Origin of the sequence: Streptomyces sp. NBC_00885 (assembly GCF_045207475.1) — a bacterium.
GTDB lineage: Bacteria > Actinomycetota > Actinomycetes > Streptomycetales > Streptomycetaceae > Streptomyces.
This window is the reverse complement of sequence record NZ_CP108796.1, coordinates 5433944-5457083: the sequence shown is the minus strand read 5'-3', so window position 1 is coordinate 5457083 and position 23140 is coordinate 5433944. Positions and strand designations below refer to the sequence as shown.

Below are 23140 nucleotides of genomic sequence, written 5' to 3'. Positions count from 1 at the left end.
ACGGCGGCACGCCGCCGCAAAGGATGGCAGTTCATGGCAGATCGAGGGGGAGATATCCCTTTTGTAGGCAAACCTTGTGTGTGCGGCTCGTCACAGAAGGTACGTTCTTGCTCCGCCGGAACACGGTGCACCAAGAGAGGGCTCCGCCATGGCGTCGTCGTCACAGGCATCAGGGCAGGGATTACAGGCAGTTCCCAATCTCGCCTTCCGCAGACTGCGCGGGCAGCGCTCGGCGGGAGAGTTCGCGGCGGCGGTGCGCAAGGCCGCTCGGGAGATCGGCGAACAGGTCTCGTGCGACGCCCGCTACATCGGGCGGGTCGAGGCCGGCGAGATCCGCTGTCCGAACTACGCGTACGAGCGGGTGTTCCTGCACATGTTCCCCGGTCTGACGCTGACGGATCTCGGCTTCACGGCGCGGGAACGCGTGCGGGGCGGCCGGGTCGCACGACGCCGGGGGCCCGAACCGGCGCATCCCTGCTGCCCCTTCGACATTGACAGCGACATCGACGAGGAGAGCGACGTGCTGCGTCGCGCATTCATGACGAGCGGCACCACCACGGTGGCGGCCGCGTCCCTCGGGCTCGGACTCGGTCTTGTGCCCAACCAACGCCGGGTCGGCGAGGCTGAGGTCAACGCCGTCGAGGAGGCCGTACGGCGGATCCGGCTGCTCGACGACCGGCACGGCGCGGACGGGCTCTACCGGCAGGCCGCACAGCCGCTGCGGGCGGCGTACGCGCTGCTCGACGCGGGCACGGCGGCACGGCGCTCGACGGCGGACCGGCTGCACTCGGGTGCGGGTGAACTCGCCATCTCCGTGGGCTGGCTGGCACACGACTCGGGCCGCTTCGACGATGCGCGCTCGCACTACGCGGAGGCGCTGGCGACCGCGCGCGTGGCGGGCGACGGGGCACTCGAGGCGCACGCCTTCTGCAATACGTCGTTCCTGGCCCGGGACGCGGGCCGGTACCGGGAGGCCGTGCGCTCGGCCCAGGCCGGCCAGCGGGCGGCACACCGGTTGGCCTCGGCGCGGCTGCTCTCCCTGCTCTCGCTGCGGGAGGCGGGGGGCTGGGCGGGGATGGGGGACCGCGGCGCCTGCGAGAAGTCCCTGGTGCGGGCGCACGGGTACTTCGACCGGGGCGCGGCGGACGCGGACCCCGAGTGGATGTCCTTCTTCGGCGAACCGGAACTGGAGGCACTGCAGGCCCAGTGCTGGTCGGCCCTCGGCGAATGGTCCCGGGCGGCCCGCCACGCCCGCCGGGCGGCGTCCCTCCAGGACCGCCGCTTCACCCGCAACCTGGCGCTGTACCAGGCGGAACTGGCCCTGAACCTGGCCCACGCGGGCGCACCGGCCGAGGCGGCGCGGGCGGGGCAGCAGGTGCTGGACCTGCTGGAGGAGGTCCGGTCGACGCGCATCCAGTCGATGCTGTCGGACACGGCGCGGGTGCTGCGGGGGCAGCGCAGGGCGGGGGACGTGGGGGTGTTCCTGGACCGGGTGGGGGAGGCGGGGCGGGGGGTGTAGGCGGGGGGTGCGCCTGCGGCGGGCCTGTTCCCCTACCCGCCCCTTCCCGAACTGGGGCTCCGCCCCGGACCCCGCGCCTCAAACGCCGGCGGGGCTGAATGTGCGGCAGGGCCGCACCTTTCAGCCCCGCGCAGCGGCACCCTCAACCGCGCCGCGGACCCGTCACAGCTCCATGTGCCCCGTGTCGTTCCAGCGGTCCAGCGCCGGCTCCCCGTACGCCCACCCCAGTACCGACAGCGACGTCGGGTCCAGTCGGATTCTCGCCGCGAACGACGGGTCCATGCCCAGCCACCGCGCGCCCAGGACGCGCAGGATGTGGCCGTGGGCGAAGACCAGGACGTCGCGGTCCGCAGAGCGCGCCCACTCGACCACCTTGTCCGCGCGGGCGCCGAGTTCGGCCAGGGTCTCGCCCTCGGGGACGCCGTCGCGCCAGATGAACCAGTCCGGGCGGTCCGCCCAGATCGCCCCCGCGGTCAGGCCCCCGTAGTCCCACTCCATGAGCGCGTCCCACTCGGTCGCCCGTTCCGCGAACCCCGCCAGCGCGCAGGTCTCGCTCGCCCGCACCAGCGGGCTCGTGCGGACCTCGACGGACTCCAGGCCCGACCACGGTGCGCGGTGCAGTCGCTCACCGAGAAGTTTTGCCCCGCGCCTGCCCTCTTCGAGCAGGGGGATGTCCGTCCGGCCGGTGTGCCTGCCGAGCCGCGACCACTCGGTCTGGCCGTGCCGGGCGAGCAGGATGCGCGGTGCCATGAGGGGCTCTCCTGAGGTTCGCGAGCGGTTCACGAGCGGTGTCGTCCCATCATCTCGCACCTGAACGCAAGGCAACCTCCGGGAGGATCTCAGCGTCCTCCAGAGGCCGGGACCCGACGCCCGAGCACTTTCTCATACGCCGTACGGTTGAGCGGTTGGCCGATGGCCGCCTGAACACAAACGGGAGAAACGTTCGGATGCCGTACACCGCGACCCGCCATCGGCCCCGCTGGTGGACCGAACTCACGCTGCTCGCCGTGGTCTACGCCGCCTACTCGGCCGGCCGGCTGCTCGCGCGCGGCGATGTGAACACCGCGGTCGACCACGGCATGGCGATACTCCGGGCCGAGAAGGCACTCCTCCTCAACGCCGAACACCCGCTCAACCGCCTCTTCACTCACACCCCCGCGCTCGGCATACCCGCCGACTTCGCGTACGCCTCGCTGCACTACCTGGTCACCCCGGTCGTCCTGGTCTGGCTCTTCCGCCGACGCCCCGCCCGCTACCGGGCCGCCCGCACCTGGCTGATGCTCTCCACGCTTCTCGGCCTCGTCGGCTTCACGCTTGTTCCGACCTGCCCGCCGCGGCTCCTCGACGCGGGCCAGGGCTTCGTCGACACGATGGCGCAGTACAGCTCGTACGGCTGGTGGGGCGGCCAGGCGAGCGCCCCGCGCGGCATGGGCGCGATGACCAACCAGTACGCCGCGATGCCGAGTCTGCACGTCGGCTGGGCGCTGTGGTGCGGCGTGATGCTGTGGCGCCACGGGCGTACGCCGCTGATGAAGGCACTCGGTGTCGCCTACCCGCTGCTCACCACGCTGGTGGTGATGGGCACGGCCAACCACTACTTCCTCGACGCTGTCGCCGGATGCGCCGTGATGGGCGTCGGCGCCCTGCTGACCAGGCCCGCGCTGCGTCTCGCCGACCGTGTGCGCACCCGCCTGTCGACCGCCCCTTCCGCCTCGCAGTCCCCGATTGTCAGTGCCGGATGCGAGACTTCCGCGGGTGAGCGAATCCCTGGACAGCGGACCACCTCCGCAGGCGCCGACGACAGCACTACGGCAGCGGCTCGCTGAGCTGCGCGGTCCCGCCGCCCAGCCCCATCCGCTCGACGCCCGCGCGCTGGCCGCCCTCGCGGCCAACCCCGGCTGCAAGCGGCGTGCTCTGCTGGACGGTGCCGGGGTGGACAAGGCGGCGCTCGCCTCCGCACTGGGATCCCCGGCGGCGTTCGGCCAGTCCCAGTTCGCTTTCATGCGCGGCAACGCCTTCGAGGCGAAGGTCAAGGCCGACGGCGGCAAGGAGCTGACGCGGCTCCTCGGCGTGGACACCCCGGCCGAGGTCCGGGTGCCCGAACTGTCGGCCGCCGGGCCCGAGGGCCGGGCCGCGCGCACGGCTCTCGCGCTGCGCGAGGCGACCGCCGAGAAGGCGTGGACACTGCTCGACCACCCCATGCTGGCGCTGGAGGTCGCGGGCTCCCCCGCCTATCTGGAGCCGGACGCGGTGGTCGTCCACCCGGACGGGACGTGGACGGTCGTCGAGATCAAGTCCTTCCCGATGATCGACGCCTCGGCGGACGCGGCGAAGGTGGGCGCGGCCGCGCGCCAGGCCGCGGTGTACGTACTGGCGCTGGAGCGGGTGGCGGCGGTGACGGGCGGGGCGCAGGTGGCTCATTCGGTCCTGCTGGTCTGCCCCAAGGACTTCTCCAATCTGCCGACCGCGTCCGTCGTCGACGTACGCAAGCAGCTGTCGGTCACCCGGCGTCAACTGGCCAGGCTGACCCGGATCGAGGACATCGCCGAGGCCCTGCCCGAGGGCACGACCTTCGATGTGGAGCGCCCGGCCGAAGAGCTGACGGCAGCGGTCGAGTCGGTGTCGGCCGCGTACGCCCCCGAGTGCCTGGCCGCCTGCGAGCTGGCCTTCCACTGCCGTGACCGGGCCCGCGACGCCGGTGCGGTGGAGGCGCTGGGGCGCGGGGTGCGCGGCGAGCTCGGCGGTCTGACGACCATCGGCGACGTCCTGTCCGCGGCCCGGGGCACGGCAGGCGATCCGGACGACCCGGCGGTCGCCGCCCTGCGCCGGGCCGCCGCTCTACGGGCCGAAGCACTGGAGGCGGCCGGATGTCGCTGATCTCCACCCTCGCCCGGCTGGAGGCCGTGGAGTCGGGCCGGGCCACTGCGCTCGCGACGGTGCGTCACCGGCATCTGTCCGAGCGCCCGCTGGTTCTCGTACCGCTGACGACGGCCGGTGAGGCGGGGGCACCGCTGGGCGCGCTGGTCGGCACCGACGAGCAGGAGCCGCGGCTGCTGGTCGTGGCACAGCCGCGCGACCGCGATCTGCGCTTCGCCTTTCTCGCCGAGCTCGCCGACGCCGTACTGCCGCACCTGGACGCGTACGCCGACGACGTGGAGCCCGCCGAGCGCAGCGAGAGCGATCCCGAGACCGGTAAGCGGGTCAAGGTCGAGGTCGAACTGTGCGCGGACGCACCGCAGTTGATCGTGCCGGGCCGGGCGGGCATCGACTTCGTACGGCTGCTGGGCCGCTCGATGCGCTTTCGGCGTACGGCTGAGCAGGACCCCGACACGCCCTATCCCGCGCCGCCGCGCGTCCCGCTGCTCGGCCGCTGGCTGACGCACTACGGCGAGCGGGCCCGGGTGCCCGGCTCCTCGCTGCTGCTCGCCGCGACCGATCTCCTGGGGCGGCACTGGGCGACCGGTCAGTCCTCGCTGGAGGACCAGCACCTCGGTGCGCTGCTCGCCTGGATCGACCGCCCCCTGGCTTCGCCGGGGGGACCCCCACCTCCAGGCGAGTCGGGGGCGGATGCGGCCCTGCGGGCGGAGCTCGCCCGGGACGCCCGGGGCCAGCTGCTGTGCCCGCCCGCCGGTCCGGCCACCGACCCGGCCTTCGACAACAGACTGCTGGCTCCCGCGGTCGAGCGGTACGACCGGGCACGCCAGGCGCTCGGGGCGGCCCAGGACGGCACCGAGGCGGATGCCCGGCTGGGTGAACTCACCCTCGCCGAGCGGGAGATCCGCCGCCTCCTGCTGACCCAGCTGAAGCCCACCTGGCACGCCGTGTGGCGCAGCCTGGAGCTGCTGCGCGCGCTGCCGGAGGGCTCCCGGGCGGCCGACCGCTGGACGCGGGACCGCTGGTCGTTCACCGGGCACCGCGACCGCGTCCGCGCGGGCGAGCCGCCGCAGCCACGACGCGACGACGCGGTGACCGCCGCGCAGAAGCTCGCCTCCCGGGAGACGGCTCAGGCCCAGCTGGAGGCGCAGGAGGCGCTGGACGACCCGCTGGTGCTGGCCGGACGCAGGCTGGCGGGCGAGGCGTTCCTGGGCGAGGTGACCGAGGTCGTGATGGCCTGGTCCGACTCGAAGCGGCCGAGCCCCCGCCCGCTGCTCACGGTCCGTACGGACGACCGGCCGTATCTGGGCGAGCGTGCGAAGGTGTACCGCTCGCTGGGCGGTAAGCCGCAGACGGCCGAGTTCGTACGCCACGAGGCGGACGGGACGCTGGTGCTGCGGCTCACCGACCGCATGGGCCGTTCCAGGGACCCCGCGGAAGGCTCCGTACCGGACAAGGGCGAGCGGATCGCCTGGACCCTGTTCGAGCACGACCAGCGGGGTGGCCCGAAGCTGCCGGACCCGGAGGAGACCCCGTGGACGCACGGCGGGCCCCCGGGCACGGCCGCGGAGAGCCCGGACCCGGTGACTGCGGAGGATCTCCTGTGACGGCGCACGCCTTCGATCCGGCCGCCGAGGCCGCGCGGGCCACCGGCGCGATCCTCGCCGACACACTGGACGGCGCCCACCGCGGCGTCGTCGTGGACTCACCGCCCGGCGCGGGCAAGTCCACCCTCGTCGTGAACGCCGCGCGTGAACTGGCCGCGGCCGGACGGCCGTTGATGGTCATCGCGCAGACCAACGCCCAGGTGGACGACCTGGTCCTGCGGCTCGCCGAGAAGGAGCCAGAGCTGCCGGTCGGGCGCCTGCACAGCAATGACCCCGACCCGTACGACAAGGCGCTCGACGAACTGGACAACGTCCGCAAGTCCGCGAAGGCGGGCGACCTCGCGGGCCTGGAGATCGTCATCTCGACCGCCGCGAAGTGGGCACATGTCCAGGGCGTCGAGCCCTGGCGGCACGCCATCGTCGACGAGGCCTACCAGATGCGCTCCGACGCGCTGCTCGCCGTCGCCGGGCTCTTCGAGCGGGCGCTGTTCGTGGGCGACCCAGGTCAGCTGGACCCGTTCTCGATCGTCGCCGCGGACCAGTGGGCCGGGCTCTCCTACGACCCGTCCGCGAGTGCGGTCTCCACGCTGCTCGCCCACAATCCGGAGCTGCCGCAGCACCGGCTGCCGGTGTCGTGGCGGCTCCCGGCGTCGGCCGCGCCGCTGGTCTCCGACGCGTTCTATCCGTACACGCCCTTCCGCAGCGGCACGGGCGAGTCGGAGCGGCGCCTGGCCTTCGGGGTGGCGTCGGACGGCTCGGGCCCCGACCGGGTGCTGGACGAGGCGGCCGAGTCGGGCTGGGGCCTGCTGGAGCTGCCCGCCCGGCACACGCCCCGTACGGACCCGGAGGCGGTACGGGCCGTGGCCCTGGTCGTCCGCCGGCTGCTGGACCGCGGCGGCGCGGCCGTCTCCGAGCGCTCCCCGGACCCGGTCCCGGTGACCGCCGACCGGATCGCGGTCGGCACGGCCCATCGCGACCAGGCGGCGGCGGTACGGGCGGCGCTGGCTCAGGTGGGCGTCGCGGATGTCACGGTGGACACGGCCAACCGTCTGCAGGGCCGGGAGTTCGATGTCACGGTCGTGCTGCACCCGCTGTCGGGCCGACCTGACGCGACGGCGTTCCACCTGGAGACGGGCAGGCTGTGCGTGCTGGCGTCGCGCCACCGGCACGCGTGCATCGTGGTGTGCCGCGCGGGCGTGAGCGACCTCCTGGACGAACATCCCTCGACGGAGCCGGTCCAGCTGGGCGTCACGGTCAAATTCCCCGACGGCTGGGAGGCGATGCAGTCCACATGGGAACACTGGTCGAACCACCGCGTCACCTGGCGCCCGTGAACCCGCAACAGCGGACGGCTCGCGCCCCCGAACGCCGGACGGAGTCCGGCACGCCGCCGGAGGCGGCCAATGGATACAGCCCCCGACGGCTGGGGGGCCAACCACGCGGTCCTCGCTCACATGGCGGAACACCGCGTGAGCTGGGCTCCGTAGGCGGCCTTGCGCGGGCCGCGACAATAGAAGACGGCCATGGGCAGAGAGCGGCCGGGGAACAGATCAAAGAACAAGGTCAATGGGGGGCGGCCGGGACGGGGCCGAACCTGTGCGAGGAGGAGAACCACATGGCGCAACCCGAGCGGAGCGAGCGGAAGCTGCGACCGGCACCGCTGCTCTTCGAGCCGTCGGAGGCCGCCGCCGACCCCGAGCACTTCTTCGATCTGGAGTCGATCGAGGACCCCCAGGAGCTGCTGGCCCGGGCGACCGAGCTGACGCTCGCCTTCCGGGCGGCCACCGACCGGGCGGTGGAGTTCCAGGCCCTCGCGGCGGCCCAGCTCGCCGACCCGGGCCGTTTCGACCGGCTGACCCCCGCGGACATCGCCGAGCGGGCGGAGTGGACGGCCGACTACGCCAAGAAGATGATCGAATTCGGCCGCGAGCTGCAGCGCGGCGGGTCCCAGCAATAGGGCGTGCCCCGGGAACATCCCACCCGGCATATGCCGGTGCGCAAGATACTCCTGCCCGCCCCGCCCTGTCCCCGTTTCCGGCAACTCTCAGAAACGGAATGGTAACTCCGGGTAGATCTTGCTTCATGAGCGCATGGCTGCGAGACGACTCCCTGATGAACGCCGGTGCCGGTGACGACGAGCGCCGGACCGACATCTTCGCCTTCCTGAGGGAGGACGGCGGACACCACTCCGCCCATGTCACACCGCCCGGCGGCAGCTGGCTCACCTCCGCCGGCGCCCATCCGCGCTCGATGCTCGCACTCTGGGAGACCCGCCCGACCGCCCCCGCCGTACTCCCCTGCGGCTCGGTCTTCGACGTAGTGAACGTGCCCGCGATCTTCGGCCGCCGGATGCTCGACCGGCTGTGGGAGGAGGGGCCCGGCTCCGGCCCCGTCGCCATGCACCGCGGCCGGATGCTGCTGTTCACCGCCCCCGGCACCGCCCATCGGCTGCCGTCCCTGCTCGACTGGGAGGAGTGGGGCGACGCCGTGCCGCCGATGTTCTGCCACGGCATCGGCGACGCGGTGACCGTCCCGCCGCTGGCCCAGGACGACAGGGCATCCGGACCGCGCTGGCTGGTGGCTCCCGACACCCGGCACCCCTGGCTGCCGGGGCCCGAGGTGGTGCTCTGGGCATGCGTGCGCGCGGCCCGCACGGCCTCGTCGCCGAGCGTCCGAGTATCGATTTTTCCTCCCGCCGATCAGGATGCTAAGGTCTACGACGTCAGCAGGCGCCGCTAGCTCAGTTGGTTAGAGCAGCTGACTCTTAATCAGCGGGTCCGGGGTTCGAGTCCCTGGCGGCGCACAGACGGAAGGGGCCCCTCGCGGAAGCGGGGGGCTTTTTCGTGCGCCCGGGAAGCCGCCCGGAGTCGCAGGTCCCCGCGGGCCTACACCGTCGAGATCCGTACCGTCCACGCACCCGCGCGCGTACGGTCCGCCACCTCCACCCGCGTCCGCTCCCCCGGCGCCCCCGGCATCGTGAACGTCTCACCGACCCCCAGCGGCGCGTCCGCGAGCGGCGGATACACCGACTCGTCCCAGCACGCCTCTGTCTCCGGGTGGGTGTCGACGACCTCGACCGGGCCGCCGCCCGAGTCCGCGTCGGACTGGACGCGGTAGATCAGCACGCCCTCCGTGCAGGTCGTCTCGTCATTGCCCGTCGCGCTGCGCGCCTCGATAGCGAGCGCCGTGTCCTGGCCGGTCCGTACGACCGCGAGCCGGGTGCCGAGGCTCGCGCCCGGCGCGGGCGCGGCGGAGATCGGCTCCAGCGTGATCAGCCCCGTCCTGGTGACACACCGCACGGCCTGGCGGTCCAGCCAGCCCAGCTTCCACTTGTGCCAGCCGAAGAGGTCCGGCGACATCCCGAACTGGCTGCCCATCACATCCCAGTCGCCGACATATGTGTCCCAGTCACCTTGTCCGTCCAGCGGCCGGTGGTAGAGGTCCGGCAGATCGAAGACGTGCCCGGTCTCGTGGGCCAGCACATTGCGGTCGGGCGGATGGTGTTCGAAGACGGTCACGACTCGACCGATGTCGGTCCCGTCGGCGTGCAGCGGCTGGTCGAGGTTGACGACCTTCGTCGCGTCGGAGTCCACGCCGGGGGCGTCCGGGTCGGCGACCAGGTAGACGATGTCGTAGCGCGAGAAGTCCACGCCCGCGTCGGCGGCATCGAGCGCGTCGCCCAGATAGGCGCTGCGCTGCTCGGACCGCCAGTCCCGTCGTATCCCGTACTCCGTCGAGGCCTTCGGCATCCTCACCCACTGGTGCTGCGGATCGGCCCGCAGCGAGAACCTGCCGTAGGAGGCGCGTGTGAAGAACGTGCTGGTGGCCGGGAAGTGGTCGGCGGCGAGCTCGTCCGGCGCGTTCGCCGGCACATGGTCCGGGAACGACACGAAGATCACGACCGCGTTCAGGGTCCGGGCCGGGCGCGGATACGCAGCGTTCCAGGTGTCCACGCCCAGGGAGTGGTGCGCCGCGGTGCGGGGAAGGGCGCAGGGGCCCGACGTGGTGGATGCCACCGCGGGGCCCGCGACCAAGGATGTGGCGGCGAGCGCCATGAGGGAGGTGAGCGCGGCGGCGGCACTGCGCAGACGTACGCGTTCCACTCCCCCGGGTGTTCCCTCGGATGACTGCTGACCCTCCACGTGGACCTCCGGCTACGGAATGCGCGACACCTCAACCACCTTGTGCTTGTTTGCGGTAGTACGCCCTGTTCCGCTGCCCCACCCGGGTGACCGACCCGACACCGGCCTGACACCGACCCGAGACCCGGCGACACTCCGATGGCTCACGGAACGTCACATTCGGTCAGAACGGAGTCGGGCCCGGCCAGGACCTGTGCAGAAACGATCGGCCGAAGGCGTGGAGGGGACTCCCGGCGGGCGTCGTCGCTGGAACGGCCCAGGCGCCTGGCTCTATGATCGGCTCACTTTCCCGACCTCTTCCCGACCACATCTGTACGACCCTGGACGACACAACTGCACTGCGGGAGCGAGCGGTGAGCGGAACCTCCGAAGGAACAGGGCCCGCGGGAGTCGCAGTCCCCGGGAATGTCCGGCCGTCGGTCACGGAGCGTCACATTGCCGGCGCGGCGGAACAGCGTGACCACTGGGCCGCGTTCAACGCCGCCCATCTCGCGATGGCGGTCGTCGACAACGAGGGCCACGTCCTCACTGCGAACGCGGCACTCGCCACGCTGCTGGGCACCGAACCCGTGACCCTGCGGGAACAGTTCGCCGCGGATCTCGTGGACCTGTCGTCGGACCGCCGCACCTGGCACGCGTACCGCGAGGTGCTGCGCGGCCGACGGTCCCGCTTCCGCTGCACGCGCCGCCTCAAGCACCCCGACGGGCACGCGCTGTGGGCCGAGGTGACGGTGGCGCCCGTGCCCGACAGCCGCAACGTGCTGCTGTCCATCGCGGACATCAGCGACCGCCGCGAGCTCCAGGCCCGGCTGCGCCACCTCCAGATGCACGACGCCGTGACGCGGCTGCCCAACCGCACGCTGTTCTTCGAGCGGCTGTCGGCCGCGCTCGAATCATCGGCGTACGACCACGGCTCGACCGGGCGGATCGGCCTCTGCTATCTCGACCTCGACGGCTTCAAGGCGGTCAACGACACACTCGGGCACCGGGTCGGCGACCGGCTCCTCGCGGCGGTCGCCGCGCGACTGACCGAGTGCGCGGACAGCGACGGATATACGCGCAGCGGCGGCCACTTGGTGGCGCGGCTGGGCGGCGACGAGTTCGCGATCCTGGTCGAGGACTCCACCGGTACGGAACAACTCGCCGATCTGGCGCGGTGCGTACTGGCCGCGTTACAGCAGCCGTTCGACCTGGCAGGGCAGCGGCTCTCGGTCTCGGCGTCGATCGGTGTGGTGGAACGGTCGGTCTCGGGGACCACGGCCACCGGCCTGATGCAGGCCGCGGACACCACCCTCTACTGGGCGAAGGCGGACGGCAAGGCCCGCTGGACCCTCTTCGACCCCGAGCGCAACGCGCACCGGATGACCCGTCAGGCGCTCTCGTCGACACTGCGGCCGGCCGTGGAACGCGGGGAGTTCACGCTGGAGTACCAGCCGCTGGTGGGGATGGCGGACGGGGTCACGCGGGGCGTCGAGGCACTTGTGCGATGGAATCACCCACAGTTCGGCACGCTGGCGCCGAATCGGTTCATCGGAATTGCTGAAGAAGACGGCTCGATCATCCAGCTCGGACGGTGGGTCCTGCGTACGGCGTGCCGCCAGGCCCGCCAGTGGCAGCAGGAACACCCCGAGGCACCGCCGCTCTTCGTCAGCGTCAACGTCGCCGTGCGGCAGGTCTGGGACTCCGACCTGGTCACCGACGTGGCGGGGATCCTGGCCGAGACGGGCCTCGCGCCGCATCTGCTGCAGCTGGAGCTCACCGAATCGGCGGTGATGGGCTCGGCGGGCCGCCCGCTCCAGGCGCTGCAGGCGCTGAGCGACATGGGCGTGCAGATCGCGATCGACGACTTCGGGACGGGCTACTCGAACCTGGCGTACCTGAGTCGGCTGCCGGTATCCGTACTGAAGCTCGACGGATCGTTTGTCCGCGGCTTCCAGGACGAGGCGCACCCGAACCCTGCGGACGAGACGATCGTCGAGGCGCTGGTCCAACTGGCGCACCGGCTGGGGCTGACGGTCACGGCGGAATGCGTGGAGACGGCGGGACAGGCGTCGCGACTGCGGCGGATCGGGTGCGATACGGGGCAGGGGTGGCTGTACTCGCGGGCGGTGACGCCGGAGCGGATTGCGGAGCTGATCGGGGCTGCGGCGCTTTCGGTGTGAGCGGGGGGTGGCGCGGGCGGTGCGCCTGCGGCGGGCTTGTCCCCGACCCGCCCTTCCCGAACTGGGGGCAAGCCCCCAGACCCCCGACGGGGCTTCGCCCCGGACCCCGTATGCGGCCTTCGGCCGCATGTCCTCAAACGCCGGACGGGCTGAAGTTTCCGCCGGTCGGCCTGCAAAATCAGGCCGACCGGCGGGAAAATTCAGCCTCGTGGGGTCCCCCCGGACGAAGTCCGGGGGGAGTTTGAGACGCGGGGTCCGGGGCGGAGCCCCGGCGGGGGTTACATCAGCACGCGCCCTGGTCGCGCCAGACTCCCCATTCGCCCGTCGTGCCCGGCTCCTCGCCCTGGGTCCACCACTGCGCCTTCCAGCTGTGGCCCTTGTGGGAGACCAGGCCGCCGCCCGTGTAGACCGCCGTGCTCGACCAGGCCGCCGCCGTGCAGCCGGTCTGCGGCGTGCTCGGGGACGGAGAGGGGGTCGGGTCGCTCGCAGAGGGCGTCGGGCTCGGGGTCGGGTCCGGGGTCGGGGAGCCGCCGACCGCCGTCACGATGTCGTTCAGCAGCGTCGTGTTCGCGTCCAGGCCGAGCAGCGAGTACATCATCGCGCCCGCCAGGCCCCGGCTGTGGGCGTAGTCCGCACGCGCCTGGATCGCGCGCTTGTCGAGGCCGGTGAAGAACTCGCCGTCCTTGTAGAAGTACGCCGCCTTCGCCTCGTCGTCCCAGAACGTCGCCGCGTTGTCGACGATCCCGCCGAGCTCCTTGTAGTGTGCGATGCCCGCCTGCTGACTCACCGGCCGGGCTGTCGAGGCGCCGGTCGCGGACTGGGCGAGGCCGTTCTTCGCGCCCGCGGGGACGCCCTTCCACCCCCGGTAGTAGAACTCGTAGCCGAGGGTCAGCTTGTCCGCCGGGAAGCCGCCCGCGATGCCGTACGCCGTGTTCCCGTCCAGCCACGCGTCGATCGCGTTGTCGATCGAGTACCTCTGTGTGCCCGGCGGGATCGGGTCCGTCGGGTCGGACGCCGGGGAGTACAGCGGCGACTGGTGGTACGTCGGGCCGTCCGTGTCCCAGGCGCCGTGCAGGTCGTACGTCATGATGTTCGCGTAGTCGAGATACGCGCCGATCTTGTCGGTCTCGATGTTCTTGATCTTGTCCTGGCCGGCCGGGAGCGCCGCCGTCAGCAGGTACTTCTTGCCGCCGTGCGCCGCGCCGTACTCGTCGAGCTGCTTGCGGAACTCGGCAAGCAGGAGCGTGAAGTTGGCCTTGTCCTCGGGCCCGTAGTGGTTGCCGAGATGGCCGTTCTCCGAACCCGGGTACTCCCAGTCGATGTCGATGCCGTCGAAGATCCCGGCGGCGGTGCCCGCGCCTCCGTAGCCGCCTTCGACCGGCAGGTCGCCCGCGATGTACTGCTTGACGCAGGAGGCCACGAACTTCTTGCGGCTCGCGTCCGTCAGGGCCGCGTCGTGGAAGTACTTGGAGTACGTCCAGCCGCCGAGCGAGATATTGATCTTCAGCTTGGGGTACTTCGCCTTCAGCTCCTTGAACTGGTTGAAGACGCCCACGATCGGCTGGTTCCAGGTGTCGGCCACACCGTCGACGCTGTCCGCCTCCGCGAACGACCTCTGGTAGTCGGCGTACGAATCGCCCGCGCCGTCACCGGCGTTGGGGTTGGCGTCGTCGCCCGCGGCCTTGTTCGCCTCGAAGCAGGTCAGGTCGGTGGGGTGGATGTTGCCGAAGGAGTAGTTGATGACATCGAGCTTGCCCGCGATGCCCCGGGTGTCCAGGTGCTTGGGGTAGAAGGCGTTGCCGTACACGCTCCACTGGTCGTAGTACGCGATCTTCACCCCGCCGGACGAGGGCGCGGCGGCGTCCGCCGCCTGGGCCGAGCCGAGGCCGACGGACGCGGCGAGGGCGCCTGCGGCGAGCGCGGCGCCGGTGAGCGCGGCGATCAAGGGTCTGCGGGAGCGCACGGGCTTCCTCCGAGGGGGGTGTGCGGAACGGGAGTTGGAGAAGAGATAGCGATCCGGCCACCCCCGCGTCAATGGTCCGAACCAAATGAGGACTAGACCAATTTCCATGAGAAACCCCTCGTCAGGCGGGTGCACCCCCAACAAGGAACCGCTCGCCACCATCGGTGACGAGCGGTTTTAGGACTGCCTTAAGGCCATGGGAGGAGGCGGTTCAGGAATGAACCACTCCACGCGGCAAATCGTAGGCGTCCGCGATCAGTTCGTACGAACGCAGCCGCGCGTCGGGGCCGTGCGCGTTGGCCGTGATCATCAACTCGTCGGCGCCCGTGCGCTTGTGGAGGTCGTCCAGGCCCGTGCGTACCGCGTCCGGTGTGCCGTGAATGACGTTCGCCAGCCAGCTGTCCACGAACTCCCGCTCCATGGGGCTGAATTCGTACGCCGCCGCCTCGTCGGGCGTCGGGATCAGTCCGGGGCGGCCGGTGCGCAGCCGGACCATGGACAGCGCACCCGTCAGTACCTGGCGGCGGGCCTCCTTCTCGTCGTCCGACGCGAGCGCGGAGACGCCTATCAGGGCGTACGGGGCATCCAGCACCGCGGACGGCCGGAAGGACTCGCGGTACAGGTCGAGCGCCGGGACCGTGTTCTGGGCCGAGAAGTGGTGGGCGAAGGCGAAGGGCAGTCCGAGCACTCCGGCCAGCCGGGCACTGAAGCCGGAGGAGCCGAGCAGCCAGATGGGCGGGCGGGCGGAGGGACCCTGCACGGGGCCGGGGACGGCATGGATACGGGCGTACGGATGGCCGTCGGGGAAGTCGTCGTCCAGGAAGCGGGTGAGTTCGGCGAGTTGCTGCGGGAAGTCGTCAGCGCCCTCGTTCAGCCGGTCGGTGCGGCGCAGTGCCGCCGCGGTCGCGCCGTCCGTGCCGGGTGCCCGGCCAAGACCCAGATCGACACGGCCCGGCGCGAGGGCCTCCAGGGTGCCGAACTGCTCGGCGATCACCAGTGGCGCGTGGTTCGGGAGCATCACGCCGCCCGAGCCGAGGCGGATCCGCTCGGTGTGTGCGGCGAGATGGGCGAGGATCACCGCCGGGGAGGACGAGGCGACGCCCGGCATCGAGTGGTGCTCGGCGACCCAGTGGCGGTGGAAGCCGCGGCTCTCGGCGAGTCGGGAGATGTCCACGCTGGTGCGCAGCGCGTCGCTCGCGGTGCGGCCGACGCCGACGGTCACCAGGTCCAGTACCGACAGCGGTACGGGTGCGGTACCGATCGCCGTGCCTCGAATGTCGTCCACCGGTGGGTCCTCCTGCGCATGAAGACGGTTACAGCGCAGTCAAACAGGAGGGCCTCTCCGTTTATTCCGGTGTACCCGCGGACTATTCGGGGTGCTCGAACTCCTTCTGGAAGAGCGTGCCGAGCTTCGGGCCGTACACCCACGCCCGGCGCTCCGCCAGCCGCAGCCCCTCCCACACGGTCACCTGGTTCGCCGTGAGCACGGGCTTGCCCACGGCCTGCTCCAGATCGGCGAGATACGCCGCCGTGTGCAGGGCGGTGTCCGGCAGCAGGACGACCTCGGCGTCGGGGTGGTCCCCCGCACGCGCCAGCTCCAGTACCTCCTCCCGGCCCCAGGTGCCGACCTCGGCCGCCGTCACGATCCCGCTCGCCCGGTCGGCCACGACCTCGGCCCCGGACGCCTTGAGGAAGGCGGTGAACAGGGCCGTGATGTCCTCCGGATAGGTCGCGGCGACCGCGACGCGCTGAGCGCCCAGCTCCCGCAGGGCGTGCGCGAAGCCGAAGGACGTGCTCGACGCGGGCATCCCCGCCGCCATGGCGAGCGAGCGGATCTGCTCGTGCGCGCCCTCCCAGCCGTACACGAAGCTCCCGCTGGTGCACGCCCACACCACCGACTCCGCACCCTCCAGCCGCAGCTCCTCCACCCGCGCCGCGAGCCTGTCCGGCGCGCCCATCCGCAGCAGCGCGTCGACGCGGTGGGCGTCCTCGCCGATGTCGGTGTGGACGACGGGCAGCCTGATGTCGCTGTCGAGCAGCACCTCGAGCCGGGGGTAGTCGTCCTCGGCGGAGTGGCCGGGGTAGAGGAGTCCGACCGTGGTCATGTCCAGCCTTCCTGGTCTTCGGGCCCAGCGGGCTGAGTCGGCTGGGCCGGCTGAGAGGGCTCTGCGGGCAGGGCCTGGGCTGCGGGCGGCACCTCCGCCTGCGCATCCGGCTGAAGCAGCAGGCCCTGATAGGGGCCTACCGCGTGCACGCCGATCCGGCGCAGCGCCGACCACATCGTCACCTGATTCGCGGAGAGCACCGGCATCCTCAGTTCGGCCTCCAGCTGCGGGATCGCGTCGTACGTCGGCAGATTGGTGCAGCTGATGAAGAGCGCGTCGGCCGCGCCCACCACCGCCTGGCGCGCCATGTCCACCACCGACCGGTACGGCACCTTCCAGATGTGCCGGGTCAGCCCGAGAAAAGCGCGTCCGGTGACGGTTGCCCCGGCTTCGCCGAGATACTCCTCCAGCGCCTCGGTGACCGATTCCGTGTACGGCGTGACCAGGGCGATACGGCCGGCGCCCAGCTCTTCGAGTGCTTCGAGCAGGGCGCCGGAGGTGGTCAGCGAGGGCACCTCCCCCGCCGCGGTCATCGCCTCGCACATGGCCCGCTCACCGGCGAGACCGCCGACGAAACTCCCCGACGTGCAGGCGTAGGCCACCACCTCGGGCTCGGATGCGCTCAGCGCCCGTACCGCGTCGCGCAGTGTCTCGTGCTCGCTCACCAGCCGCGCGAGATCGAGGGAGACCTCGACGGGCACGTAGGGCGTACGGGTGAGCCGCAGAGAGACATCGTCGGGGACCCAGCGCCACAGCTCACGGTCCAGCGCGAAGTCGAAAGGGGCGACCACGCCGACGCCGTGCTGGGGCTGTGGTCCGCCGAGAAAGGAGACATCCATAGCGGCCCCCTTATGGCCCTGGCCCGTTGTTGACGACGTTAGGTTCGGGTGCGAGCGTGGTCAATCCGTACATCTCTGACGTTACGAAACGGCTTCCGCCTGATGTCCGAACCCACTCTTCTGGTGCTTGCGGCCGACCCCGAGCCCCGTCTCGGCCGACTGGCCGGACGGGTCCACGTCCAGTACGCCGACGAGCAGACCCTGGCCGATCGACTTCCGTACGCCGACGTGCTGTTGGTGTGGGACTTCACCTCCGAGGCGGTACGCGCCGCCTGGCCGGGCGAGGGTCCCCGGCCGGGCTGGGTGCACACCCCGAGCGCGGGCGTCGACCGGCTGCTCTGCCCGGAACTGATCGCTTCCGACACCGTCGTCACCAATGCGCGAGGAGTCTTCGAGGAGCCGATCGCCGAGTACGTCGCCGGGCTGGTCCTGGCCATGGCGAAGGACCTCCCCGGCACCCTGGAACTCCAGCGGCAGCGGCGCTGGCGCCATCGCGAGGGCCTGCGGGTAGCGGGCACCCGGGCCACCGTCGTCGGCGCGGGCCCCATCGGCCGGGCCGTGGCCCACACCCTGGAGGCACTGGGTGTCACCGTGGCGGTCGTGGGCCGTACCGAGCGCGCCGGCATCCATGGCGCCCAGGACCTGGATCCGCTGCTCGCCCGCGCCGACTGGGTGGTGTGCGCCGCGCCGCTCACCGACGCGACGCGCGGGATGTTCGACGCGCGGCGCTTCGGTCTGATGCAGCCGTCGGCGCGGTTCATCAATGTCGGGCGCGGGCCGCTGGTCGTCGAGGACGATCTGGTGGCCGCGCTGAACAAGCGGTGGATCGCGGGCGCGGCCCTCGATGTCTTCGCCTCGGAGCCGCTCACGCCCGACAGCCCGCTCTGGGACGTGCCGGGGCTGATCGTCTCGCCGCACATGAGCGGCGACACGATCGGCTGGCGCGACCGGCTCGGGGAGCAGTTCGTGGAGCTGTACGAATTGTGGGAGGCCGGAAAGCCGTTCCCGAACGTGGTCGACAAGAAACGTGGGTACGTCCCCATGCATGATGTCTCCGCTGACTGACCTCACCGCCCACCAGCTCCTGGCCGGCTACGAAAAGGGCGACTTCACGCCCGTCGACGCGACCCGCGCGGCGCTGGAGCGGATCGAGGTGGTGCAGCCGCTGGTGAACGCCTTCGTCCGGGTCGACGCCGAACAGGCACTGGCCCAGGCGCGCGCGTCCGCCGGGCGCTGGCACCGGGGGGAGCCGCAGGGGCTGCTCGACGGGGTTCCGGTGACCGTCAAGGACCTGCTGCTGCAGCGCGGCGGGCCGACCCTGCGCGGCTCCAGGAATGTCTCCGAGCAAGGGAGTTGGGACGAGGACGCGCCGTCCGTCGCACGGCTGCGGGCGCATGGCGCGGTCTTCCTCGGCAAGACGACGACCCCCGAGTTCGGCTGGAAGGGTGTCACCGACTCGCCGCGGCACGGGGTGACGGGCAATCCGTACGATCCGGCGCGCACGTCGGGCGGTTCCAGCGGCGGCAGCGCGGCGGCCGTGGCGCTCGGCGCGGGTGCGCTGTCGATCGGCACGGACGGCGGCGGCTCGATCCGCATCCCCGCGTCCTTCTGCGGCGTCTTCGGGCTGAAGCCGACCTACGGGCGGGTGCCGCTGTATCCGTCGAGCCCCTTCGGGACGCTCTCGCACGCGGGCCCGATGACCCGCGACGCGGCGGACGCCGCTCTGATGCTCGACGTCATCAGCGGCGAGGACTGGCGGGACTGGTCCCATCTGGGCCCGGCGGCGGGCGTGCGCGGCGCGCTCGCGCAGGGCGTGAAGGGGCTGCGCATCGCCTACTCGCCGTCCTTCGGCGGACAGGTGGCGGTGCGCCCGGCGGTGGCGTCCGCGGTACGGCGGGCGGTGGCGGCGCTCGCCGGACTCGGCGCGTACATCGAGGAGTCCGACCCCGACATCGCCGACCCGGTGGAGCCCTTCCACACCCTGTGGTTCAGCGGCGCGGCGCGGCTGCTCCAGCCCTACGGGCCCCGCCAGCGCGAATTGCTGGACCCGGGACTGCGGGAGATCGCCGGGCACGGCGCGCGGTACAGCGCGCTGGAGTACCTGGCGGCCGTGGACACCCGGATGGCGCTGGGCAGGCGGATGGGCCGCTTCCACACCTCGTTCGACCTGCTGGTCACCCCGACCCTGCCGATCACGGCGTTCGAGGCGGGCGCGGAGGTCCCGGCGCACTCCGGACACCGGCGCTGGACGGGGTGGACGCCGTTCACCTACCCCTTCAACATGACCCAGCAGCCCGCCGCGACAGTGCCGTGCGGGCTCGACGAGGACGGGCTCCCGATCGGTGTCCAGCTGATCGGCCCGCGGCACGCGGACGCGGTGGTGCTGCGTGCGGCGCACGCGCTGTACGAGTCGGGAGCGGCGGCGATCGACGCGCCTACTCTCGCCGGAAGCTGAGCGTCTCGCCCAGCGCGCCCGCGCGCCACAGGTCCTGGCATGCGTCCGCCATCCGGTCCAGGCCGTCCACCACCGTGCCCCACACGATGCCCGGCACCCACCCGGTGTCGCCGTTCAGCAGCAGGTTGTTCCGCTCGTAGAACAGCGCCAGGTCGACCGTCACCGGGCGGGAGACGTCGCGGTCGTATCCGTACGCCGCCGTGCTCAACTCCGTACCGCTGAAGGTGAAATAGCAGAGATCACCCGGAATCGGGGTCACCGTCGGGTTCTCCAGCGGTGGCTCCTGTTCCGCGAACGCCGGGAACAGGGCGTAGATCTCATTGCGCGCGTACTTCGCGTGGTACACGTCCCCCGCGAGGGGCAGCGCGTCCCACACGGCCGCGCAGGCAAGCGGGGCCTTGTCGTCGAGGAGCTTCGCGGTGCAACGCACACCGCGCTTGTCGAGGGCTACGGTCACATATCGGTCGGCCATCTCGTACGCATACCCAGCCGGGAGCCGGGTAGCCGCGCGCCCATGGCTCGTACAAGACTGACAGGATCAATTCGCAGACGCACAGTGCTGCTCGGTACCGCTGCCGCCGGTGCCCTCGGTGCCGCGGGCGCGGCGGGCTGCAGCCGGGTGCCCTCGGGTGACGCGCTGGCCCGGCTCAAGTCCCAGCGCACGGTGCGCCTGGGCATCGCCGGCGAGGTTCCCTACGGCTATGTCGACGACCAGGGCGAGTTCACGGGGGAGGCTCCGGAGCTGGCCCGCGTGATCTTCAAACGGCTCGGGATCGACAGTGTCCAGCCGGTCGCCACGGACTTCGCCTCCCTCATACCCGGGCTCAACTCACAGCAGTTCGACGTCGTCTCGGCCGGGATGTACATCAACAAGGAACGCTGCGAGCAGGTCATCTTCGCCGACCCCGAGTACCAGATGCTCGACTCTTTCATCGTGCGCAAGGGCAATCCCAAGAACCTGCACACCTACGAGGACGTGGTGAAGGCGAAGGCGAAGTTCGCCACCGGCACCGGCTATGCGGAGATCGACTACGCGGTCGCCGCCGGCTATCCGGAGAAGGACATCGTCATCCTCCAGGACCAGGTGGCCGGCCTGAACGCCGTCGAGTCGGGCCGTGTCGACGTTTTCGCGGGCACCGCGCTGACCACCCGCGAGGTGGTGAAGAAGAGCCGGAAGGCAGAGGCGACCGCGCCGTTCGCGGCCGTCGTGGACGGCGAGAAGAAGATCGACGGCGGCGGTTTCGCCTTCCGCCCCACCGACACCGAGCTGCGCGACGCGTTCAACGTCGAGATACACAAGATGAAGAAGAGCGGCGAACTCTTCCGCATACTGCGGCCGTTCGGCTTCACCAAGAACGAGATGACCGCTCTCACTGCCGAGGAGCTGTGCCGATGACAGCCGGACTCTGGCAGAACTGGGTACTTCCGGGCATCTGGATCACCGTCCAACTGCTGGTGTACAGCGCGGTGCTGGCCGGTCTCCTCGCCTTCGCCGTCGGTATGGCCCGCACCCACCGCTCCCGCTTCGTCCGCTTCCTTGCGGGCTTCTACACCGAGATCTTCCGCGGCACGTCCGCGCTCATCCTGATGTTCTGGCTGTTCTTCGTGCTGCCTCCGCTGCTGGGCTGGCAGCTCGTCCCGATGTGGGCCGCGGTGCTGGCACTTGGCCTCTCCTACGGCGCGTACGGCGCCGAGATCGTGCGCGGCGCGCTGAACTCGGTGGCTCCGGCCCAGCGCGAGGCCGGCGTCGCGCTCAGCTTCTCGCCCTGGCAGCGGATGCGGCTGATCCTGCTGCCGCAGGCGGTGCCGGAGATGATCCCGCCGTTCTGCAATCTGCTGGTGGAGCTGCTCAAGGGCACGGCGCTGGTGTCGCTGCTCGGGGTGGGCGACGTGTCCTTCGCCGCGTATCTGGTGCGGCTCGCGACCCAGGAGAGCGCACAGATCTACACCATCAGCCTGGTCATCTACTTCGTGCTCGCCTTCGTCATCACACGCTCCATGAAGGCCCTTGAGAAGAAGACCAAGAGGAATATCGGCGTCGCGGTCTCGGGAGGTGGCGCGAAGTGAACTGGGACTGGTCCGCCGTGGCGGACTTCATGCCGCGCTTCTGGGACGGCGTGCTGATCACGCTGCAGATCCTGGTGCTCGGCTCGCTGATCTCCTTCACGCTCGGGCTTCTCTGGGCGATCGGATTCCGCGCGCCGACCCGTTTCGTACGGTGGCCGGTGAACCTGATCACGGAGTTCATCCGCACCACACCGCTGCTCGTGCAGCTCTTCTTCCTCTACTTCGTACTGCCGGAGTGGGGCGTGCAGTTCTCGGCGCTGACCACCGGCACGATCGCGATCGGGCTGCACTACTCGACGTACACCGCGCAGGTCTACCGGGCGGGCATCGAAGCCGTACCGGCCGGTCAGTGGGAGGCGGCGACCGCGCTGAGCCTGCCCGCCCACCGCACCTGGATCGCGGTGATCCTGCCGCAGGCGGTCCGGCGCATCACACCGGCACTGGGCAACTACGTCATCGCGATGCTGAAGGACACGCCGCTGCTCGCCGCGATCGGCGTCCTGGAGATGCTCCAGGAGTCCCGACTGGAGAGCGCATCGACGTTCCAGTACACCGAGCCGCTGACCGTGATCGGCATCGCCTTCATTCTCATCGCCTATCCGGCTTCCCTTCTCGTACGAGCCCTGGAGCGCCGTCTTGTCCGCTGACACCGCCCCCACCGATACGACGTCCGAGCTGATCCGCTTCGAGAATGTGACGAAGCGCTTCGGCGACAACACCGTCCTCGACAACCTCTGTTTTTCGGTGAAACCCGGCAAACACGTCACGCTGATAGGTCCGTCGGGTTCCGGAAAGACGACGATCCTGCGGCTCCTGATGACGCTGGCGACGCCCGACGAGGGCACGATCCGGGTGAACGGGAACCGGCTGTTTCCAGCCGCCGAGAAGGAGCGCCGGGAAGCGCGCAAGCAGATCGGCATGGTCTTCCAGCAGTTCAATCTCTTTCCCAATATGACCGCTCTGCGGAATATCACCGAGGCTCCGGTGCGCGTGCTCGGCATGTCCAAGGACGAGGCCGAGGTGCGCGCCAAGGAGCTGCTGGAACTGGTCGGCCTCGGCGACCGCTGTGACGCGAAGCCGACCCAGCTCTCGGGCGGCCAGCAGCAGCGGGTGGCGATCGCCCGGGCGCTGGCGATGCGCCCGCAGGTGCTGCTCCTCGACGAGGTGACCTCGGCACTCGACCCCGAGCTGGTGGCCGGCGTGCTGGACGTGCTGCGGGACATCGCGCGCTCGACGGACATCACGATGCTGTGTGTCACGCACGAGATGAACTTCGCGCGGGACATCTCCGACGAGGTGCTGATGTTCGACGCGGGCAGGGTCATCGAGTCCGGATCGCCGGAAAAAATCTTCTCCGATCCGGAGCAGGAACGTACTCGCGAGTTTCTCGGTGCGGTGCTCTGACCA

21 protein-coding genes and 1 tRNA gene are annotated in these 23140 nt (G+C 71.0%); 15 read left to right on the top strand and 7 right to left on the bottom strand.

Annotated features, from left to right (window positions below):
• The first annotated feature begins 148 nt into the window (after window positions 1–148).
• Complete coding sequence (locus OHA61_RS24885; protein WP_406304888.1) at window positions 149–1519, top strand: tetratricopeptide repeat protein; 1371 nt, start codon at window positions 149–151, stop codon at window positions 1517–1519.
• A 162-nt stretch (window positions 1520–1681) separates the two neighbouring features.
• Here the strand turns inward: OHA61_RS24885 and OHA61_RS24880 are convergent, their stop codons facing one another.
• Window positions 1682–2269 (bottom strand): histidine phosphatase family protein, encoded by a 588-nt coding sequence (locus OHA61_RS24880; RefSeq protein ID WP_406304886.1) that lies wholly within the window; start codon window positions 2267–2269, stop codon window positions 1682–1684.
• Between the two features lie 197 nt (window positions 2270–2466).
• Between OHA61_RS24880 and OHA61_RS24875 the strand changes: the two genes are divergently transcribed.
• The 7 genes from OHA61_RS24875 (at window position 2467) to OHA61_RS24845 (ending at window position 8803) form a co-directional block, all read left to right on the top strand.
• A complete protein-coding gene (locus OHA61_RS24875) occupies window positions 2467–3345 on the top strand; it encodes a phosphatase PAP2 family protein (protein WP_406304885.1) in 879 nt (292 codons plus the stop codon).
• Entirely contained in the window at window positions 3275–4396 is a 1122-nt protein-coding gene (locus OHA61_RS24870; RefSeq protein ID WP_406304884.1) for a hypothetical protein, read from the top strand. Before OHA61_RS24875 ends, OHA61_RS24870 begins: the two co-directional genes overlap by 71 nt.
• Window positions 4387–6000, top strand: a complete 1614-nt coding sequence (locus OHA61_RS24865; RefSeq protein ID WP_406304883.1) for a hypothetical protein — start codon at window positions 4387–4389, stop codon at window positions 5998–6000. The genes OHA61_RS24870 and OHA61_RS24865 overlap by 10 nt, the downstream gene beginning before the upstream one ends.
• Window positions 5997–7334: an AAA domain-containing protein gene (locus OHA61_RS24860; RefSeq protein WP_324980263.1), complete on the top strand. Its 1338-nt coding sequence runs from the start codon at window positions 5997–5999 to the stop codon at window positions 7332–7334. The genes OHA61_RS24865 and OHA61_RS24860 overlap by 4 nt, the downstream gene beginning before the upstream one ends.
• A gap of 281 nt (window positions 7335–7615) precedes the next feature.
• Window positions 7616–7957 carry a hypothetical protein gene (locus OHA61_RS24855; RefSeq protein ID WP_389371861.1) on the top strand — a complete coding sequence of 114 codons (342 nt, stop codon included), beginning with the start codon at window positions 7616–7618 and terminating at the stop codon, window positions 7955–7957.
• 125 nt (window positions 7958–8082) lie between these two features.
• Window positions 8083–8739: a bifunctional DNA primase/polymerase gene (locus OHA61_RS24850; RefSeq protein WP_406304882.1), complete on the top strand. Its 657-nt coding sequence runs from the start codon at window positions 8083–8085 to the stop codon at window positions 8737–8739.
• Window positions 8730–8803 (top strand) — tRNA-Lys (locus tag OHA61_RS24845). The genes OHA61_RS24850 and OHA61_RS24845 overlap by 10 nt, the downstream gene beginning before the upstream one ends.
• 82 nt (window positions 8804–8885) lie before the next feature.
• Here OHA61_RS24845 and OHA61_RS24840 read toward each other — a convergent pair.
• A complete protein-coding gene (locus OHA61_RS24840) occupies window positions 8886–10142 on the bottom strand; it encodes a M6 family metalloprotease domain-containing protein (RefSeq protein ID WP_361911926.1) in 1257 nt (418 codons plus the stop codon).
• Between the two features lie 353 nt (window positions 10143–10495).
• On the opposite strand from OHA61_RS24840, the gene OHA61_RS24835 reads away from it, so the two are divergent.
• Window positions 10496–12304: a putative bifunctional diguanylate cyclase/phosphodiesterase gene (locus tag OHA61_RS24835; protein ID WP_406304880.1), complete on the top strand. Its 1809-nt coding sequence runs from the start codon at window positions 10496–10498 to the stop codon at window positions 12302–12304.
• A gap of 283 nt (window positions 12305–12587) precedes the next feature.
• Here the strand turns inward: OHA61_RS24835 and OHA61_RS24830 are convergent, their stop codons facing one another.
• The 4 genes from OHA61_RS24830 to OHA61_RS24815 form a co-directional block, all read right to left on the bottom strand.
• Window positions 12588–14267, bottom strand: coding sequence for a glycosyl hydrolase family 18 protein (locus OHA61_RS24830; RefSeq protein WP_406304879.1), 1680 nt, complete (start codon window positions 14265–14267; stop codon window positions 12588–12590).
• A gap of 211 nt (window positions 14268–14478) precedes the next feature.
• Window positions 14479–15552, bottom strand: coding sequence for an LLM class flavin-dependent oxidoreductase (locus OHA61_RS24825; RefSeq protein ID WP_324980280.1), 1074 nt, complete (start codon window positions 15550–15552; stop codon window positions 14479–14481).
• An 82-nt stretch (window positions 15553–15634) separates the two neighbouring features.
• Window positions 15635–16372: a decarboxylase gene (locus tag OHA61_RS24820; protein ID WP_361911938.1), complete on the bottom strand. Its 738-nt coding sequence runs from the start codon at window positions 16370–16372 to the stop codon at window positions 15635–15637.
• Window positions 16369–17211, bottom strand: coding sequence for a decarboxylase (locus OHA61_RS24815; RefSeq protein WP_389371867.1), 843 nt, complete (start codon window positions 17209–17211; stop codon window positions 16369–16371). Before OHA61_RS24815 ends, OHA61_RS24820 begins: the two co-directional genes overlap by 4 nt.
• A gap of 102 nt (window positions 17212–17313) precedes the next feature.
• On the opposite strand from OHA61_RS24815, the gene OHA61_RS24810 reads away from it, so the two are divergent.
• Together OHA61_RS24810 and OHA61_RS24805 are read left to right on the top strand one after the other, a co-directional pair.
• Window positions 17314–18276 (top strand): D-2-hydroxyacid dehydrogenase, encoded by a 963-nt coding sequence (locus OHA61_RS24810; protein WP_406304877.1) that lies wholly within the window; start codon window positions 17314–17316, stop codon window positions 18274–18276.
• Entirely contained in the window at window positions 18260–19666 is a 1407-nt protein-coding gene (locus OHA61_RS24805) for an amidase (RefSeq protein ID WP_406307451.1), read from the top strand. The genes OHA61_RS24810 and OHA61_RS24805 overlap by 17 nt, the downstream gene beginning before the upstream one ends.
• On the opposite strand, the gene OHA61_RS24800 is transcribed toward OHA61_RS24805, so the two are convergent.
• Window positions 19647–20138: a DUF3830 family protein gene (locus OHA61_RS24800; protein ID WP_406304875.1), complete on the bottom strand. Its 492-nt coding sequence runs from the start codon at window positions 20136–20138 to the stop codon at window positions 19647–19649. The two genes, OHA61_RS24805 and OHA61_RS24800, sit on opposite strands and share 20 nt — an antisense overlap.
• A gap of 42 nt (window positions 20139–20180) precedes the next feature.
• Between OHA61_RS24800 and ehuB the strand changes: the two genes are divergently transcribed.
• From ehuB to ehuA, 4 genes are read left to right on the top strand one after another with little or no spacing between them, the layout of a single operon-like run.
• Window positions 20181–21062 carry an ectoine/hydroxyectoine ABC transporter substrate-binding protein EhuB gene (ehuB, locus tag OHA61_RS24795; RefSeq protein WP_406304874.1) on the top strand — a complete coding sequence of 294 codons (882 nt, stop codon included), beginning with the start codon at window positions 20181–20183 and terminating at the stop codon, window positions 21060–21062.
• Window positions 21059–21733, top strand: coding sequence for an ectoine/hydroxyectoine ABC transporter permease subunit EhuC (gene ehuC, locus OHA61_RS24790; protein ID WP_406304872.1), 675 nt, complete (start codon window positions 21059–21061; stop codon window positions 21731–21733). Before ehuB ends, ehuC begins: the two co-directional genes overlap by 4 nt.
• On the top strand, window positions 21730–22380 hold the full coding sequence (gene ehuD, locus OHA61_RS24785; RefSeq protein WP_266476120.1) for an ectoine/hydroxyectoine ABC transporter permease subunit EhuD: 651 nt from the start codon (window positions 21730–21732) through the stop codon (window positions 22378–22380). The genes ehuC and ehuD overlap by 4 nt, the downstream gene beginning before the upstream one ends.
• The gene (gene ehuA, locus OHA61_RS24780) at window positions 22370–23137 is read left to right on the top strand and encodes an ectoine/hydroxyectoine ABC transporter ATP-binding protein EhuA (RefSeq protein ID WP_406304871.1); all 768 of its coding nucleotides are present in this window, start codon (window positions 22370–22372) and stop codon (window positions 23135–23137) included. Before ehuD ends, ehuA begins: the two co-directional genes overlap by 11 nt.
• Window positions 23138–23140: the final 3 nt, after the last annotated feature.

What these genes read in the sequence shown, in the direction of transcription:
- OHA61_RS24875 (WP_406304885.1), top strand. Translation starts at nt 2,467, where the DNA reads ATGCCGTACACCGCGACCCGCCATCGGCCCCGCTGGTGGACCGAACTC.
- OHA61_RS24800 (WP_406304875.1), bottom strand. Translation starts at nt 20,138, where the DNA reads ATGGCCGACCGATATGTGACCGTAGCCCTCGACAAGCGCGGTGTGCGT.
- OHA61_RS24850 (WP_406304882.1), top strand. Translation starts at nt 8,083, where the DNA reads ATGAGCGCATGGCTGCGAGACGACTCCCTGATGAACGCCGGTGCCGGT.
- OHA61_RS24865 (WP_406304883.1), top strand. Translation starts at nt 4,387, where the DNA reads ATGTCGCTGATCTCCACCCTCGCCCGGCTGGAGGCCGTGGAGTCGGGC.
- ehuB (WP_406304874.1), top strand. Translation starts at nt 20,181, where the DNA reads ATGGCTCGTACAAGACTGACAGGATCAATTCGCAGACGCACAGTGCTG.
- OHA61_RS24880 (WP_406304886.1), bottom strand. Translation starts at nt 2,269, where the DNA reads ATGGCACCGCGCATCCTGCTCGCCCGGCACGGCCAGACCGAGTGGTCG.
- OHA61_RS24810 (WP_406304877.1), top strand. Translation starts at nt 17,314, where the DNA reads ATGTCCGAACCCACTCTTCTGGTGCTTGCGGCCGACCCCGAGCCCCGT.
- OHA61_RS24820 (WP_361911938.1), bottom strand. Translation starts at nt 16,372, where the DNA reads ATGACCACGGTCGGACTCCTCTACCCCGGCCACTCCGCCGAGGACGAC.
- OHA61_RS24885 (WP_406304888.1), top strand. Translation starts at nt 149, where the DNA reads ATGGCGTCGTCGTCACAGGCATCAGGGCAGGGATTACAGGCAGTTCCC.
- OHA61_RS24805 (WP_406307451.1), top strand. Translation starts at nt 18,260, where the DNA reads ATGTCTCCGCTGACTGACCTCACCGCCCACCAGCTCCTGGCCGGCTAC.
- OHA61_RS24815 (WP_389371867.1), bottom strand. Translation starts at nt 17,211, where the DNA reads ATGGATGTCTCCTTTCTCGGCGGACCACAGCCCCAGCACGGCGTCGGC.
- OHA61_RS24855 (WP_389371861.1), top strand. Translation starts at nt 7,616, where the DNA reads ATGGCGCAACCCGAGCGGAGCGAGCGGAAGCTGCGACCGGCACCGCTG.
- ehuC (WP_406304872.1), top strand. Translation starts at nt 21,059, where the DNA reads ATGACAGCCGGACTCTGGCAGAACTGGGTACTTCCGGGCATCTGGATC.